At 39.2% G+C, this 16,999-nt stretch carries 11 protein-coding genes; 2 read left to right on the plus strand and 9 right to left on the minus strand.

The window, feature by feature from the left end:
• The first annotated feature begins 11 nt into the window (after positions 1-11).
• The gene (locus ES711_RS13835; RefSeq protein WP_146893891.1) at positions 12-1,010 is read left to right on the plus strand and encodes a metal-dependent hydrolase; all 999 of its coding nucleotides are present in this window, start codon (positions 12-14) and stop codon (positions 1,008-1,010) included.
• Between the two features lie 228 nt (positions 1,011-1,238).
• Positions 1,239-2,075 (plus strand): universal stress protein, encoded by an 837-nt coding sequence (locus tag ES711_RS13840; protein WP_146893892.1) that lies wholly within the window; start codon positions 1,239-1,241, stop codon positions 2,073-2,075.
• Positions 2,076-2,189: 114 nt separating this feature from the next.
• Here ES711_RS13840 and ES711_RS13845 read toward each other — a convergent pair whose 3' ends face one another.
• The 9 genes from ES711_RS13845 to ES711_RS13885 all read right to left on the minus strand — a co-directional run bounded on the left by ES711_RS13845 (position 2,190) and on the right by ES711_RS13885 (position 16,903).
• Positions 2,190-2,513, minus strand: coding sequence for a hypothetical protein (locus ES711_RS13845; protein WP_146893893.1), 324 nt, complete (start codon positions 2,511-2,513; stop codon positions 2,190-2,192).
• A 206-nt stretch (positions 2,514-2,719) separates the two neighbouring features.
• Positions 2,720-5,233, minus strand: a complete 2,514-nt coding sequence (locus ES711_RS13850) for a glycoside hydrolase family 9 protein (RefSeq protein WP_146893894.1) — start codon at positions 5,231-5,233, stop codon at positions 2,720-2,722.
• Between the two features lie 156 nt (positions 5,234-5,389).
• Positions 5,390-6,607, minus strand: coding sequence for an exo-beta-N-acetylmuramidase NamZ family protein (locus tag ES711_RS13855; RefSeq protein ID WP_246139202.1), 1,218 nt, complete (start codon positions 6,605-6,607; stop codon positions 5,390-5,392).
• 66 nt (positions 6,608-6,673) lie between these two features.
• Complete coding sequence (locus tag ES711_RS13860; protein ID WP_146893895.1) at positions 6,674-8,365, minus strand: glycoside hydrolase family 3 protein; 1,692 nt, start codon at positions 8,363-8,365, stop codon at positions 6,674-6,676.
• Positions 8,365-9,183, minus strand: a complete 819-nt coding sequence (gene murQ, locus ES711_RS13865) for an N-acetylmuramic acid 6-phosphate etherase (protein ID WP_146893896.1) — start codon at positions 9,181-9,183, stop codon at positions 8,365-8,367. The genes ES711_RS13860 and murQ overlap by 1 nt, the downstream gene beginning before the upstream one ends.
• A 27-nt stretch (positions 9,184-9,210) precedes the next feature.
• The gene (locus tag ES711_RS13870) at positions 9,211-10,671 is read right to left on the minus strand and encodes a sodium:solute symporter (RefSeq protein ID WP_146893897.1); all 1,461 of its coding nucleotides are present in this window, start codon (positions 10,669-10,671) and stop codon (positions 9,211-9,213) included.
• 298 nt (positions 10,672-10,969) lie between these two features.
• Complete coding sequence (locus tag ES711_RS13875) at positions 10,970-12,457, minus strand: SusD/RagB family nutrient-binding outer membrane lipoprotein (RefSeq protein WP_146893898.1); 1,488 nt, start codon at positions 12,455-12,457, stop codon at positions 10,970-10,972.
• A gap of 11 nt (positions 12,458-12,468) precedes the next feature.
• Positions 12,469-15,660: a SusC/RagA family TonB-linked outer membrane protein gene (locus tag ES711_RS13880; RefSeq protein ID WP_146893899.1), complete on the minus strand. Its 3,192-nt coding sequence runs from the start codon at positions 15,658-15,660 to the stop codon at positions 12,469-12,471.
• Between the two features lie 136 nt (positions 15,661-15,796).
• Positions 15,797-16,903, minus strand: coding sequence for an acyltransferase family protein (locus tag ES711_RS13885; RefSeq protein ID WP_146893900.1), 1,107 nt, complete (start codon positions 16,901-16,903; stop codon positions 15,797-15,799).
• Positions 16,904-16,999: the final 96 nt, after the last annotated feature.

Raw genomic sequence — 16,999 nt, forward strand, 5'->3', positions numbered from 1 at the left:
TTGCAGCCATTATGGATTCACTTACACAAATTATTTTGGGCGCCGCTGTTGGCGAGGCTGTTTTAGGAAAAAAAGTTGGTAATAAGGCGATGCTCTATGGCGCTATTGCCGGAACCATTCCAGATTTGGATATCTTTTCATCTTATTTTACCGATACTGTAACGGCGTTGCAAATCCATAGAGGTTTTACCCATTCCATCGTGTTTTCTGTACTCTTCGCTCCTGTCTTCGGCTGGTTGGTGTCCCGCTATGAACGCTATAAAGATTTTAAAGGTTGGGCGTGGTTGTTCTTCTGGGCTTTCGTGACCCATCCTATTTTAGATGCACACACCACTTGGGGGACGCAATTGTTTTGGCCTTTAGAAGAACGCCTTGCTTTTAAAACCATTTTCGTGATTGATCCGTTGTACACCTTACCTTTTTTAGTGTTTTTAATTCTGGCGATGCTTCAGAATCACAGCTCCAAAAAAAGACGATTTTATAATAACGCGGGTTTGATATTAAGTGGTTGCTATTTGCTCTTGACCTTCTTATTGAAATGGATAGCGGTTGCAAAATTTGAATCGGCTTTAGAAGCCCAGCAAATTGCGTATCAGCAAATAGACACCCGTCCAGCACCGCTCAACACGATTTTATGGAGTGCTAATGTTGAAACGAAAGACAGTTATGTATTAGGGTATTATTCCTTTTTCGATTCCCAACCTATCACTTTTGAAACGTATCAAAAAAATCATCAGCTTTTGGGGGACCTTAGGAATGACCCCAAAGTGCAGCAGATGACTGGTATTTCAAAAGGATGGTACACTATTTTTGAAAAGGATGGAAAACTTTTATATAACGATTTGCGATTTGGCGTCTTGAGTATGACGCCAGGATCTCAAGATTTTGTGTTTCAATACGAAATTGCTACGGACGATCAAGGCAAGGTGCATTTTGTTGAACAGGAAAAATCGCCTCGTGACGTCAAAAAGTTGATGTCCGATTTGTGGTCTAGGATTAAAGGAAATTAACTAAGGCCTATCACACACTTCATATTTCAAAAAATGATTCTATTTTGCTTAGTAACCATTATATATATTGAAAATCATGATTCCTTTCTGTGTGTTCAACATATCAATCAGAATTGTAAAAGGCGATTTTTAAGCTGATATATGTCATTTTGCCATTACATTTAAAACTCTAAATTTACATCTCTAAAAAACCTTAACTTTATTTCATAGAAATAATTAAATAATAGCATGAGACATCAAATTCTAGTACCAACAGATTTTTCAGACAACGCATGGAGTGCCGCGCTTTACGCTTTAAAATTGTATGCCAATACACCTTGCACGTTTTATTTTTCGCATGCTTGGACGTTTTTGAACTCAGGATCACGAGGTCACATTTCGTCAAGTTATATAGAGCCTTTGATTGAGAATGCAAAGGAACAGCTAGAAGCTTTAAAGGATAGAGCAAAACTGGAAAGTACCAATAGCGACCATCAGTTTGAAACAATTTTTAGTTATGGTTCTCTGATGGACTCTGTAGAATTTGCCAATAAAGAACACAATATTGATTTAGTGGTGATGGGCACTAAAGGTGCTACGGGGGCAAAAAAGATATTTTTAGGAAGTAATGCCGTAACCGTCATTAATAAAGTAAGACGTGCACCAGTTTTGCTTGTACCTAAGAAGAGTAAGTTTGAAACGCCTAAAAAGATTTTATTTCCAAATGCGTTCAGCAGATTTTTTGGGGAGGAAATTAAGCGCGTGAAACAATTAGCCCAACTACACGGATCGTCTATTGACATTCTTCATATTAACAAGAAGGATACGTTATCTGATCTGCAAAATTCTAATTTAGAAAGTTTAAAGGCCGAATTAGCAGACTTTGAATTTAATTTTAATTGGTTACCAGATTACAACTCGAAAGCGATTGCCATTACGGATTTCATTAAGGATAACGACATCAACATTCTGACCATGATTAATTATGAGCATAGTTTTATTGAGAATTTAGTTAAGGAGCCAATCATCAAAAAACTAGGCTTCCATTCAAAAATCCCATTTATGGTGATTCCAAGAATCGATTAAGGAAATATTAATATTTTAATAATTATAATTGGTGTACACCCTTTTAAAAAATACAAAAAGCGACTCCAAAAGGGTCGCTTTAATATTATAAAATGGTTAGTCATATAAGTGCAACTAAGCTACTTCAGTTAACCAACGTTGTACAAAGACATCATTCCTTGCATGCCATTGCGTATGGATGGCATATAAAAATCCGTTTCTCTCAAATTCATAAGCCCAAGTGTAGCGGTCCATACCTTTTTCATCTTTAATCGCTTCAGCCTTCTCAGCTTCAGTAAAATGGGTTGGTACTTTTAAAAGTAATGGGGTTTTAATATCAAACACTACTTTTGAATGCGATTTTTTGCAGAACTTGTCTAAATCAGCATCAGATAAATTTTGAAGTGCGTTGGAAATTTTCTCTTGGATTTCAGTATTGGAATAGATTCTTTGACTCATAATTAAGGTGATTTCACCATGTTTTTGATTACTTACTATAACCGTTAGCGCTTATATAACGCCTTGTATTTTGATTATTAGGAAGACGGCAAAGATAGTGAGAAGTTTTATATTTTTTAAGACCAATTTAAATAATCCCTGACATTACTAAATGAATTTCGACTCCTTAGTATGTCAAGGTTTTGGTTATAGTGATTGATTTGGGGTTATTTCTTTAACTCCAAAAGATCAACTAAACTTTCAAACTCATAGCCCCGTTCTTTTAAAGTCATAATCAACTCATCCAATTTTTTATAAAATTTATCGGTACGATCCGGATGCGTCCCCACATGGGAGAGCAATAAAAACCCATTCATACCATTGGTTTTTTCATAACTTAATACAGAGTTGAAAATGTCCTCTGAACTCCTGTAATTCTTAAGTTCTGGGGTTGTGTAGTCAGCATGAGACAAGGTGCCTTTAGTGTAATTAATCATGGTGATTCCCATTTGATCTGCCCATTGGGTGATGATGTTGTCGTTCCACTCAAATAGTGGTAAAAAGTAGGGCGCCTCTTCTTTTAGGATTCCAAATGTTTTCATTTCAGAATAGTTGGCCTTGAGATCGTTTTGAAACTCCTCTTGACTTACCAAACGTTTTTTATCTCCTGTCCAATCGTTATATAACAAGTGTTTATCAGAATGTGCGCCCAAGTAATGTCCGGCTTGTTTTGCCTTTTTAATAAAAGGTGAAAAGGTCTCATTTCGGTAGAAATCTCCGGTTAAAAAGAATGCTCCTTTGATACCGTGCTTTTCTAAAACGCGTAATATCATCTCTGCCCCATCGGCATGTTCGTCAGCAGAAAACAGTAAGCTTATTGATTTTTTTGATATATCACCTCTAACAATAGCTCCGGTTTCATCATAGCTATAGCTCTTTTTTTGATGCCCTTTTGCCCTACTTTCACTTTCAAGTGACGCTAGATAATAGACTAAAGAAGCCGTTCCATCCATGGTAGGTTCATTGGTAGCATAGCTTCCTACATCATCCTGATACACGACCAAATCCGATTGAAAACGAGCGTATTCATCGGCATTGTGAAGTTCTACACCTATTAAACTGTTGGCGATAGACGCATAAACTGGCCCGTCTATCAATCCGCCGTTAGTTGGATACCCTTCCAAAAGGGTCAAGGAAGAATGCGGATCAACCGGCGTGTCACCAAAACTTGGAAGTCCTACGATCATGGAGGTTCCCCAAATATTACAGCCAAACAACCAATCGCGCAATGCTGCTTCCATTTCTAAATACGTGTCATCTGCGGTCAGATTATGATACAATTTACTTTGGGTGACGGCAGCGGTAACGAAGTTATTGGAACACCACACAAACGGGATGCCGATGTAAAATGGATTATCCTTGCCGCGTTCGTGCAACAGCTGTAAACCTTCTTGATAGTAGGAAGACACTTCCTTTTTCTCATCTGCTACCAGCGACGTGGCCAACTCATGATGTCCAGCGTTCAAGAATGGGTAGTACTGGTAATGTAAGATGGTATCTCGGCCAATCCAAGGCGTAATTTTTTCTTCAGCCGCATATTTTAAGGCGCTCTTTTTATAGTTTTCATTTCCGGTCAATTTATATAGACTACTTGCTGCCAATTCCAAATCATCCACCCAATTGTCCTCTTCGTAAAAATATGGCGAACGCCCTGGTGCCGTTTGGCTTACTCCCGGATGTAATTCGCCATAGATATATGCTTCTTCGGCACGCTTGCCTAGATGTTTAGCATATTCAGGATAAAATTCACCCAAAACTTCTGCCCCAATAGCAAATGCTGAGGCAAATTTTCCCGCAGTTGATGCAGCTCCTGTCGATCTATTTTTATACTTAAGAATACCTTGTTTCTCACCACTTGCCAAATACACGGGACGACCTTTGTGATTAGGATCGTAAACTACCGTGTCCTTATGTGGTAAACGGTATCCGGCGTGATCACGATCATCTGCAATTTGATTATAATATTCGATAGACGATGGATTCATTTGCTTGAGCCAATCCATTCCAAATTTGGCTTCATCAATGACGTCTGGAATCCCATTCGGACCTGGCAATCCCGCTGCTTCATAAGCATCGCCAAAGGCTTCAGGATTATCGCGGTAAGCAAACAATAATTGGAACACAGCATTCGCCGATGTGGCCGTGTATTGTAAATAATCAGAGGCATCGTGCCATCCACCCGTGGCATCGATACGCTGCCCTACTTTGTCAGGATTATAAAGAACATAACCATCATCCAAATGACAAGAGGCCGTTAAAAAGGGATTGTAACCACACCGTTGTTGACGCATATATTCCAGTAGAAAGTCGGCGGTATGGTCATATACATCTGCATTAATCCGAAAGACAGGTGATTTTACACCATTGGCCAAAAGGTAATAGCTACCTGGGGTATGAAACGCACTAAAATTTAATCGGTAGGATGATGCAAAAGGACCGTATGCACCCTTGGCTTCTGGTGATCTTGAACTGAACACAAGATTGTGCGTTTTGGCATCGTGTAAAGAAAAGGCTTTCAGGGTCTCCGCCTCCAAAGCACCAAAAACAGCTACTTTAATGGCGTCTGGTGTGTATCCCAATTGATTGATTCTGATGACCGCATTGTCTTCGGTTGGCGACGCATATGAGGTCGTAATTGAAGCGCATATGATCAGGCTAAGACATAAGAACACTTTTTTCATCTTTTTATGGAGTTTTTAGTTAAAAAAAAATGGATGCTAAGCTGCTAAACATAAATTTACTGAGCAGTAGCATCCATTGATAATTGGTAGTTGTTATCGGCTGTAACCCTTATTAGATGTCTCATTAAAGTACATCAACGTCATTATTCACACCTATTAGTTGTACATCAGGTATTTTGCGCGCGTGGTTTTAAAATCTTCCAATCCTGGTTGCCAAGTTGCTTTTATCGCTTCAATTGACATTCCTTGTTCTATTTGTTCTTGTAATTTAGTTGTGCCGGCTAATTTCTTAAAAAAGTCATTAAAGAATGTTTTCTTATCTGCAGTGGCAGTATAGGCATCAATCAACCAATCTAAACGAATTTCGTCTAGAGAATCAACAGTTCTCAAATCTTTGCCGTAGCAAACTTCACCTTCATGTTTTGGAGATTTTGCTCCAAAATTGGGTTGTGGGGTGAAGCTGAAATCGAAGTCTTCTTTTGGTAAATACGGCGCTCCAAATATTTGGAACTGCATTTCCGTACCCCGACCACAGCTAACGGTTGTACCTTCAAAAAAGCACACACTTGGGTATAAATTAATGGACTTAGCGTTAGGAAGGTTTGGCGACGGTAAAATTGGCAAATTGTATTCCGACGTATAGGTGTAGTTTTGTAAAGGCACCACGGTAAGATCGCACTGGATGTTATTCGCTAACCATTTCTCGCCATTAATCATTTTTCCGTATTCGCCGATGGTCATACCGTACACAATGGGCACCGGATGCATCCCTACAAAACTCTTTACATCTTCTTCTAAGATGGGTCCATCTATGTAATGTCCGTTAGGATTTGGTCGGTCGAGGATGATTACAGGTACGCCCAGTTCAGCCGCAATTTCCATCACATAGTGTAAGGTAGAAATATAGGTGTAAAATCGGACCCCAACATCTTGTACATCAAACAACATGACCTCAATATTTTCTAAAAATTCAGCGGGTGGTTTTCTGTTCTTTCCATATAATGAGAAAACAGGAAGACCGGTTTTTTCATCCACATCATCTTTAATATATTCGCCAGCATCCGCAGTACCACGAAAGCCATGCTCAGGAGCAAAGACGGTAGTCACGTTGACGTTCATGGCTATTAACGAATCGACAATATGAGTATGGGTTTCTTCACTCGCATCTTTAAAGATGACACTCGTTTGATTGGCTACAACCCCCACTTTTTTGCCTTTTAACAATTTGAGGTAGGCTTCTGTTTGATTGGCGCCTGTAACAATCGCAGCATTTTCAATCTGCGTATGTGCTGCAGTGTCATTATGAGCTTGATTTTTCTTGGGCGAAGAATTACAAGCTAAAAGGGTCATAAAACATATAAAAGCATATTTCATAAGGTCAATTTTTTAAGTGGTTCATATAAAATCTACAGGCTAAATAGCCGGCACTTTGTATTCAAATTATAAAGGATTTACAAGTCCTGTATGTACGGGATAGGTTGCGGAAATTGACGCTGGCAAAGTCCCTTTCGCTTCAACTTCGCCAAAAATGATTTCTGCCGAAACGGTGTTAGCTATTTCTGAATTTTCATAAGAAATCAGAATTCCTTCTAGATTGTCAAGATGTGTTTCCTTTAAGCTATACTGACTGGCAAAAACCGTCAATAGGGTTTGATGGTCTTTTGCGATGGATTCAATCAACTTTTTATCGGCGTCAGAGAGCGCGTAGGTTAAACGACTATTTTTTCGGTGATAGCCGATGATGACCTTATCGTACATTTTAAGATCTTCCAACATCGTTTTAGCAAATGTATTCGAGATTTCCGTCACTTCTGCTCTGGATTTTAATGCCTTTAGAAACGCCTCAGAAGGGCCTTCTCCTAATTTTACAAAAGCGATTTTTTCGTTTTTGTTAGTTTTCAACGGCATCATTTGATTGTCATTTTTAATGACGGTAATGGCATTTCTGATCGCTTCTGCATATAGATTAGCGTTTACCTCGCCGTTTAAATCGGTAATCAGATTTTTTGTTTCAATAGGTTGAAAGTTATTCAATCCCGTATCAAATTTGGCCGCAAGGATTTTCTTTACAGAATGGGCCAGACGTTCCTCCGAAACCTCCTTGGCATTATAAGCTTCAACAATTTTCGTGATGGCTTTAGGGGCGTCTTCAGAAAATAAAAGCACATCATTTCCGGCTTTAAATGCGGCCAGATCAATATCGCCAGGTTGACCATAATCTGCCGCACCTTTCATATTCAATGCATCGGTAAAAATAAGCCCTTTAAAGCCTAATTGTTCCTTAAGAAGTTCCGTGACAATTTTATAGGATAACGACGATGGCAAACCCGCTTGAGGTTCCAAACTTGGTACGTTTAAATGCGCCACCATGACGCCACCCACACCTTTGCTGAACAATTCTTTATACGGATACAATTCTACCGAGTCGATTCTTTTTTCTGTAAAGCCAACCGTAGGCAATGTTTTGTGCGAATCCGTATCCGTATCTCCATGTCCTGGAAAATGTTTGGCAGAACCAATCACACCAGTGCCTTCCATACCTTTGGTAAAAGCCCAAGCTTTTTTTGCGACGTTATATTTATCTTCGCCGTAAGAGCGCACGCCAATCACTGGGTTTTTTGAATTTGTGTTGATATCCACTACCGGGGCAAAATTGATATGGATGCCCATGCGGTTACAATCTTCTCCTATTTGATGGCCAATCTTTTCCAGGATTTTGTTGTTCGTAATGGCTCCTAGCGTCATGTTGTATGGGTAGCGTGCCGTACTGTCCAACCGCATATTTAACCCCCACTCCCCATCAACTCCAATAAACATTGGCACTTTAGACAAGGCTTGATAGGTATTGGTTTGATTTGCTTGACGAATTGGTCCGCCCTGAAAAAATATTAAACCGCCAATTTGGTAGTCATTGATGAGTTTTTGAATGGAGTCTGTATGCCCATCGTTTCGGTTGGAATATGCACTCACCATAAATAACTGCCCTACTTTTTCTTTAAGCGACATTTGTGCGTATACACTATCTACCCACTGACCTCTATAATCAACTTCCACAATACGCTTCGTAGGCGTTTTTGCACAGGACGCCAGCATGAGCATGGCAATACTAACTATCGGTAAAATCTTTCTCATTACTTGCTAAAATTATAGGTATCAATTGCTTTACGGATGCTTTTATGTTCGTTTAAAAGCAATTTTGCTGTGGCTTCATCCACATGGGTTTCATTCATAATCATCTGCACACCTCTAGTCACCAATTTTTTGTTGGACAATTGCATGTCCACCATTTTATTGCCCCTTACCCTTCCTAATTTGATCATAACCGTGGTCGAAATCATGTTTAAGGCAAGCTTTTGGGCAGTTCCTGCTTTCATTCTAGTGCTTCCGGTAACAAATTCCGGACCTACTACCAATTCTATAGGGAAATCTACTTCATGAGATAACGGCGAATCGGCATTACAGGTGATACAGCCCGTGATAATGCTTTGGTCTCGTGCAGCCTTTACACCTCCAATTACGTATGGTGTTGTGCCCGAAGCGGCAATACCAACTAAGGCATCTTTGGAACTAATATTGTGTTTTTTTAAATCTTCCCAAGCCAGTTCTGCATTGTCTTCAGCATTCTCAACCGCCTTTCTCAAAGCGCCATCACCTCCGGCAATAATACCAACGACCATAGTATCTGGCACGCCATAGGTTGGTGGACATTCTGAAGCGTCCAACACACCTAATCGGCCACTGGTCCCTGCACCAATATAAAATAAGCGGCCACCGTCTTTCATTTTAGAATATATGGCATCTACTAAATTTTCAATTTGGGGAATGGCTTTTTCTAGCGCTAAGGGCACTGTTCTATCTTCCGTATTCATATTTGAGAGCAACTCAAACGTGTCCATTTTTTCAAGATTATTATAATCCGACGCCTGTTCTGTGGTCAATTTACGTTCCATAGGATTTTATTTTTAATTACTATTATATTAAGATTTGAGAGGTTTCTTCTTGACAAGTATCAAACACACGATAGTTAAAAGAGCATTCACGAAAATATTCATGAATCCAAAATCGAAGTTATACCAGTTTATAAAGAAGTAGTTTAAGAAATAGGTCACCAGAGGCATGGCAATACAGATATACGGCACTGCGGCGTCATAGACTTTTATTTTTGTGAAAATTCCTAAGAGGTACAAGCCCAATAAAGGGCCATACGTATATCCCGCCACCTTAAAAATGGTAGATATCACATCGCCCTTACTTTCAGAAAATGCCATGATGATTAAAAAAATAAAGGCTGAGAATCCAAATAAAGTACGATTTTTAAGCTGTATTTTTTTCTTTGAAGATTTCGATTTAATGTTCAAAAAATCGTGGGTAAAAGACGTGGTCAACGCAGTTAGAGCAGAGTCGGCACTAGAAAATGAAGCTGCCGTTATCCCCAAAATAAAACTGATTCCGGCAATCATTCCAAAATGATTTAAAGACAACATAGGGAATAAATTATCGGTATTAATGAAACTGCCATTTTCTACATCCAATTGAATCCCAAATTTCTCAGCATATAAATAGAGCATTACTCCAAGACCTAAAAACAAGAATTGCGTTACAGCTAAAAAGATACTGAAGGTTAAAATATTTTTCTGTGCTTCTTTTTTCGTTTTACAGGTTAAGGTTTTTTGCATCATATTCTGATCTAGACCCACCATCGCTACGGCAATGAGTACTCCAGAAATAAATTGCTTATAAAAGTTGTTACCCGATTTAAAATCCCAATCAAATACTCTGAAATACTCGTGATTGGTCACTGACGTGATGGTTTCCGAAACACTCAAATTAAGCGATGTTTTAACCACGTAAATGGATACGCCAACGGCTAATAGTAGGAAAAAGGTCTGCAAAGTATCTGTCCACACTATGGTTTTAATTCCTGATTTGTTGGTATATAACCAAATCAATAGCAGAATAAGGATCACCGTTACGAAAAACGGAATATTAAAGGCATCAAAAACAGCATACTGCAGGATCTTTGCCGCCAACATCAAACGAAGGGCTGCTCCAAAAGACTGAGAAATCAAGAAAAACATCGAACCCGTTTTATAGGTTTTTATTCCAAAACGTGTTTCTAAATAAGTGTAGATGGAGACCAATTTCAAATCATAATAGATGGGTACCAAGACATAGGTAATAAAAACGTAGCCTACAACATTACCAAAAACGAACTGTAGATAATAGAAATAGTTGTTTCCTACCATTCCCGGAATGGATACAAACGTCACCCCAGATAAAACGGCACCAATCATTCCAAATGCTACTATTTGCCAAGGCGATTTGCGGTCTCCAGTATAATAAGAGTCCTCACTCGTGTTTTTAGAAACGATGTGGGAGATCAGCATCAATACTCCAAAATAGCAGGCGATGATGATTAGAATTAAGGTGGCGCTCATTTGTGTGTTTAGGTTTTAATGTAAATCGGTTGATTTGGTGGTTTGTAAAATTTTGAATTTCCAAAAATACTGTAATATATTTAAATGGTTTGGTGTGTTCACTGCCTTATAAAATTGAAGGATTCTTATAAAACATCAACAAAATTCTACATCTGCTAAAATTATGTATTATGTCTTTTTGAGTTTTATGTTACAATAGGACTTCAGCGTCATATTATAAAAAAGGTGAGCGTCTTAATCAGTGTGACCTTTTTAATCCCCTCACCTCAGCTAACAAATTAAACTGACTGATCTCTTTTTATTTTTTATCCCACCACATTCTGGTTAAAAGTCCGTCGCCACCTTGTTGTTCAATTGCGGCAGCAAGCATGTCCGGATTGTTTAATTTCTCTGAACCTGGATACGGTAAACGTCTCGGAATTTGGCCATCCGTAAGGAGATTGGCAACATTTGCTGGGACTAATACAGGATATCCTGATCTCTTCCAATTTGAAAATGTTTCCAAACCGTTCCCAAATGTGGCTACCCAATACTGTTCATTGATCATTTTTAAAGCTTCAGCGGGCTTAAATGGGTTTGCGGCTAAATAGGCATCAATTTGAGCGTTTGTAATTTCAGCACCCTCCCCATAAAGTGAGAGATACTGCATGGCTGCTCTGACACCGGCATTGTAATGGGCTTGTACATCGCCACCGGCTAATCCCCAGCGTTCCGCAGCTTCGGCCAACATAAACTCTACTTCAGCATAGGTTTGGAAAAATAAAGGCGCATCATACACTACATTTCCAGAACCTCCAAAAATATTGATATTCGGTTTAGAATTGGCGTTTCCACGTGATTCGTCATTAATGTCCTGACCAGATTGTAAGGCAAAATCTGTATTGCCATCTACTGTAGAGAATAGAACGGATACACGAGGGTCATTTCTATCCTTCATATAATCCATTAAGGTTTTAGAAATTTTAACTTGCGTAGCTGCTCTTGAAGTGAAACTTTTAGTCAACGGATTGACGTTAGGGCCACCATCACTAGCAGAGTTTTCGTATTTTGTAAATGCAATGTCCGCATTGCTGGTCATCACACCACCTTCAATAGCTTTCGCTGCCCATGTTTTTGCCGCAGCATCGTCTACATTAACCATGCGCATGGCCAAACGTAACATTAAAGAATTCGCAAATTTTCTCCATTTTTGGGTATCCCCTGCAAATAATAAATCAGCCGTGCCGTAAGAGCTTGGCGTTCCCGTACTCAAAGTTGCGGCTGAACTTTCTAAAGTTTCCAACATGCCTTGATAGATATCACTTTGCTTGTCATATTTCGGGAATCGGATGCCTTCTATAAAGCCTTTCCCAACTTCGCTATAAGGAATATCACCGTAGGCGTCAGTCAGTCTGCTAAAAATGAGCACCTTTTGTATACGGGCGATTGCTAAATCCGTTTCAGCTGTTGGACTCGTACTCGCTTTCAATTGTTCCTCTAAATCGACAATATTCTTTACCGTATTGGAAAATTGCTCCTCAAATAGCTGGTGTGTATTCCCTTCTTTATATAAAAAAGAAGCATAAGACGTATTGTTGAGGTGCTGAACATTCTGCATCATATGGATCACATTATAAAATAATGTTGCCACATAGCTGCTGCCACCCGTATACAATTGGATGAAGGTCAACTTTGTTGCTGGTTCTAGTTGCGTTGGTTTTGTTGGGTTGACGTTAAGCTCTTCAAAGCCTTCATCACAGGATCCAAACATCACCACTATGCCTAGTAATATTAGTATTTTTTTCATTTGTATATGTTTTAAAATTTCATGTTTACAGAAAAACCATAGCTTTTGGTGGACGGAATTCCGAAGCGTTCAATCCCTTGAGAATTCAAGTTGTTAAGTGCAGCTTCTGGATCGACGTTGTCAATATCCTTTTGAATAAAGAACAAGTTTCTACCAATTACAGAAATTCTTAAATCGTTAATAAAGATGTTTTTCAAGATTTCACTTGGAAGACTATAGGATAAACTCAACTCACGGAATTTAATAAAATCCGTACTGTATACCACTTCTTCAGAGATGCCTCTACTTTCTTCTAAAATAACACCGTAATAGGTTCTTAAATTTTCGGGTGCAACGGTCATGGTGAATGGATTTCCAGTAGCGTTATCAATTCCGGATACTTCCAAACCATTTTCACGGCCTTCCAAGGTCTTCTTGTGTAAGCCTCTTAACAACAACTCTCTGTTGGTACCAGAGTGAACACTTCCACCATATTTGGCATCAATCAAAAATCCTAAGGACACATTTTTATATTTAAATGAGTTGTAAAACCCAATGGTGTACGGTGCTACTCCTTGTCCTAATATTTTATTTTCTCCTTGGATTGGTTTCGGAATGCTACCAGAAACGTCATACATAATAGTACCTGCATCATCCCGCTTGTATGATGATCCGTAAATTACACCATAATGTTCTCCAACGATGTGAGAAATAATTGCTGTTCTCGAACGTGTTTGACTACCATCCACATTAATTGGCGTGTTTTCATCATCAGTCTGAAGAATTTCACTGTCGTTATAGCCTACATTGATGGAGGTGTTCCATGAAAAATCTTCTGTTTGGATTGGGGATCCACCTATCAATAATTCCACACCTTTATTCTCTAAGGCTCCAATATTTAATATGGACGACGTAAACCCTGACGATTGGGAAGCAGCTGCCCTGACGATATCATTGGTGGTTTTATTGCGGTAAAAAGCCACATCCACATTCATCCGGTTTTGAAAGAAACGGCCTTCTAAACCAAATTCAATTTCATCCTTTTGAAACGGAATTAAGTTAGGGTTAGGAATGGAGTTGCCATTTAACTGACCAAAAGATTGTCCCTGAAAACTACCCGTAACCGCATAGTCTAAGTTAAGAGCATAAGCATTTTGAGCACCACCCGCTACTTGAGCGTAACTTGTACGCAGTTTTAAATAATCAATAGATTCCGGTAAATTAAAGGCTTCGCTCAGCAGTAAACTCCCACTTAAAGACCAATAGAAATCATTGTTTGGGGTTGTTTTTCCCGGATAAGACAGCGTGGAGAACCAGTCATTTCTACCCGTAAAGGTTACGTATAGGAACTTGCTGTAATCCACCTCAAAAGACCCATATAAAGAATTCGTTTTGGTCTTGAAATAATCATTTTTCGGTTCTGGCAAGGTGGTATTGTTCAAGTCTTCTAAACCAATCACAATAAATCCGCGACCGATAGCGCTCAACTGTTCAAAAGACGAAGAACGTGTATTGGCACCAATAATAGAATTTGTCCCAATTTTACTGGTGATGTTTTTAGAAACTCCCAACATAAAATCAGCATCAAAAGAGGTATATGTCGATTTTGCTTGGGATAGCTCACCACCAGGGCGGTAGGTGGTACCATAAGGCGTTACCGCTCTTCTAGCAAAATCATAAGTGTCAATTCCCGCTCTACCCGTAGCGTACAACCAATCGGTGATATCATAACGCAGGGTTGTAGACGCGGTCAATCTGTTTTTTTTGTCGTCATTATTAAAATTATTGACGGCCCAATATGGATTGGAGATAAATTCACTCGGCTGAAATCTGAGCTCTGTGCCCTGCTCGTTCGATCCTGGTCTCAGGTCATTAATATCCAAACTGCTTGGCAGCACGTTGGCTACGGTATTTGCATTCCCCGGGGTATCGCCAATATTGATACGGTTGTGTACCTTTTCGATGACGTACTTGGCATTAACTGTTGAAGTCAATTTTGGATTGATCTTAGCGGATGCATTCAGCGAAAGCGATTTTCTGTTTAATGTGGAATTAGGAAAAATATCGCTGTTTTCTAAATTAGACATCGAAAAACGGTAAGCGTAATCGTCACCTCCTTTTGAAAGCGCCAGGGTGTTGATGGCAGTAGTTCCTGTTTTATAGAATTTATCCAAATTATTTCCGGTATAGGAATAGGGTCTTCTTACGCCATCCCAATTGTAGACCATTGCCCCATCCATTTTGGCACCCCAAGATTGTAAGGTGCTGACAAAAGAATCATCAACTGCATTCTCCATGTTCGGTATTTCTACCGCATTGTTAGCGTCATCATACATATACCCAGGTTTTAACCTGTTGTTACCCTGACCATAGGTGGTTTGAAAATCTTGAAGATCTGTATTGACCCGATCAAAAGTGTAAGAGGTTGAGTATTCAATCCCTAAACTCTGCTTCCCTTTTCCGGATTTGGTGGTAATCATAATGACCCCATTGGAAGCTAACGACCCGTACAATGCCGCGGCTGAACTTCCTTTTAATACGGAAATCGATTCGATATCATCAGGATTAATGGATGAAATATCATCACCCCCATCTCCGGTACCGTCATTTGTAGGTCCCACTACAGAACTTTTTGTGTTGTTAATTACGGGAATTCCGTCTACCACATACAATGGTTGGTTATTACCCGTTAATGAACTTGCGCCACGAATGACAATCCTGCTAGACCCGGAAGCTCCTGAACTGGTCGTAGAAACATTTACCCCTGCTACTCTACCTTGTAACGAATTAACCGCACTTGTAGTTTTAACTTGAGAAATATCTTCTCCGTCAACAGTAGTCAACGAATAACCTAACGCCTTGGCCTCACGTTTAATTCCTAAGGCAGTCACGACCACCTCGTCTAAACTTGTCGCATCCTCTTCCATCGTAGCATTCAATACTTGATTATTACTACCAATGGTTAAAGTGACTGTTTTATACCCTACAAAGCTAAATACAAGTTTTTTTCCTTGTAAATCACTAGCGCTGCTAATGGTATATTTTCCATCAAAATCTGTCACACTCCCATTTGATGTTCCCTCTACTACCACATTTACACCCATTAAAGGCATACCGGTATTCAATTCTGTGACGACACCAGAAACTGATGACGACTGCGCAAACGAAATTTGCCCAACAAACAGAAAAAATATGGCAATTACTTGACAACAATAATTTTTCATACAGTTAATATTTAGTTAATTTGGAATAAATGTAGTAATAATATTAGAAATCTTGCACTTATTGAGCACAATAATGCGCTTTTATTAGCAAAAACTCGAATTGTAGCCTAAAAATTTAAATTTGTTGACAAAGAATTTAAATCTTAATGAAGATTTTATTTCTGTAGAGGATGTAACAAATTAACCAAAATACAATGATATGGCTGATCGCAAACGCTAGGGAGCCATTCATATTCCCAAATAGCGGTGCAAGCACCTCCGCAAAGAGATACCTATATAATGACACAGACTCCCCGTCTGAAACCGGAATTTTGATCAGATAACTGATGGTTTTAGCATACACCCCTGAGAACACAAAAATAAATAACGGATTAGAACCAAAATGCACGAATGGTTTAGACCAGGTACTGAATTTTTTATAATCAATAATAAAAATTAATAGAGCCAACACTAAGGTCGCTAACCCTGCCGTATACAATACATAAGAACTGGTCCATAAGGGCTTATTGATTGGAAAAACTAGACCCCAAAGGTAGCCAATGATGGTCATTACCGCCCCATAAAGTAAGAGCTTCTTCATTTTGAGGGGTATGGAGGTTGTACTGTCCATCAGATCCCCAATAAGATAACCAATAATTACCGTGCCCACCGCGGGAATTGACGATAGCACCCCTTCTGGATCGAAGGGAATTCCAAAACCTTTATATACATGCTGTTCTCCAAATAGGAAGAGATCAAATTGTCTCACGATATTTCCTTCTAAGGAATACGGGTTGGCATTGCCTCCAAAGTATAAGAGCGCCCAATAGCCTAGCAATAAAAGTGCTGCAATAAGGAGCAACTTCTGTCTTTTAAAATTTACGCAAAGTAAGGCTCCTGCACCGTAGGCTAAAGCGATACGTTGCAAAACCCCCATAATGCGGACGCCTTCAAAATTGAAATATGGATAGAGATTGAGCAGTAAACCAATAAGAAAAATAATCAAGGTCCTTTTCAAAATTTTAAAGGTTGCAGCTTTAGACGCTACTGCATTATATTTTTTAAAGGAAAAGAATAGCGAGAGGCCCACAATAAATAAGAAAAAAGGAAATACCAAATCCGTAGGCGTACATCCGTGCCAAGCGGCATGTCTTAATGGGGCGTAAATGTAGCTCCAGCTCCCTGGAGTATTTACTAAAATCATGAAAGAGATGGTGATACCTCTTAAGACATCTAACGAAATTAATCTCTGAGAAGTGCCCATAATTTATTAGTTTTAGCGAAATTCTATATTGACTCCCTCAAATGTAGACTTTTTTATGATAAATTGCATTATTTAAGGATCAATCATGCAAAACAC

This window comes from Gelidibacter salicanalis, assembly GCF_007997285.1.
GTDB classification, from domain to species: Bacteria; Bacteroidota; Bacteroidia; order Flavobacteriales; family Flavobacteriaceae; genus Gelidibacter; species Gelidibacter salicanalis.

Excerpts from the sequence above, each read along its gene's own strand:
- ES711_RS13845 (WP_146893893.1), bottom strand. The coding sequence starts at position 2,513 with ATGAGTCAAAGAATCTATTCCAATACTGAAATCCAAGAGAAAATTTCC.
- ES711_RS13850 (WP_146893894.1), bottom strand. The coding sequence starts at position 5,233 with ATGAAAAAAGTGTTCTTATGTCTTAGCCTGATCATATGCGCTTCAATT.
- ES711_RS13875 (WP_146893898.1), bottom strand. The coding sequence starts at position 12,457 with ATGAAAAAAATACTAATATTACTAGGCATAGTGGTGATGTTTGGATCC.
- ES711_RS13855 (WP_246139202.1), bottom strand. The coding sequence starts at position 6,607 with ATGAAATATGCTTTTATATGTTTTATGACCCTTTTAGCTTGTAATTCT.
- ES711_RS13835 (WP_146893891.1), top strand. The coding sequence starts at position 12 with ATGGATTCACTTACACAAATTATTTTGGGCGCCGCTGTTGGCGAGGCT.
- ES711_RS13860 (WP_146893895.1), bottom strand. The coding sequence starts at position 8,365 with ATGAGAAAGATTTTACCGATAGTTAGTATTGCCATGCTCATGCTGGCG.
- ES711_RS13840 (WP_146893892.1), top strand. The coding sequence starts at position 1,239 with ATGAGACATCAAATTCTAGTACCAACAGATTTTTCAGACAACGCATGG.
- ES711_RS13885 (WP_146893900.1), bottom strand. The coding sequence starts at position 16,903 with ATGGGCACTTCTCAGAGATTAATTTCGTTAGATGTCTTAAGAGGTATC.
- ES711_RS13880 (WP_146893899.1), bottom strand. The coding sequence starts at position 15,660 with ATGAAAAATTATTGTTGTCAAGTAATTGCCATATTTTTTCTGTTTGTT.
- murQ (WP_146893896.1), bottom strand. The coding sequence starts at position 9,183 with ATGGAACGTAAATTGACCACAGAACAGGCGTCGGATTATAATAATCTT.
- ES711_RS13870 (WP_146893897.1), bottom strand. The coding sequence starts at position 10,671 with ATGAGCGCCACCTTAATTCTAATCATCATCGCCTGCTATTTTGGAGTA.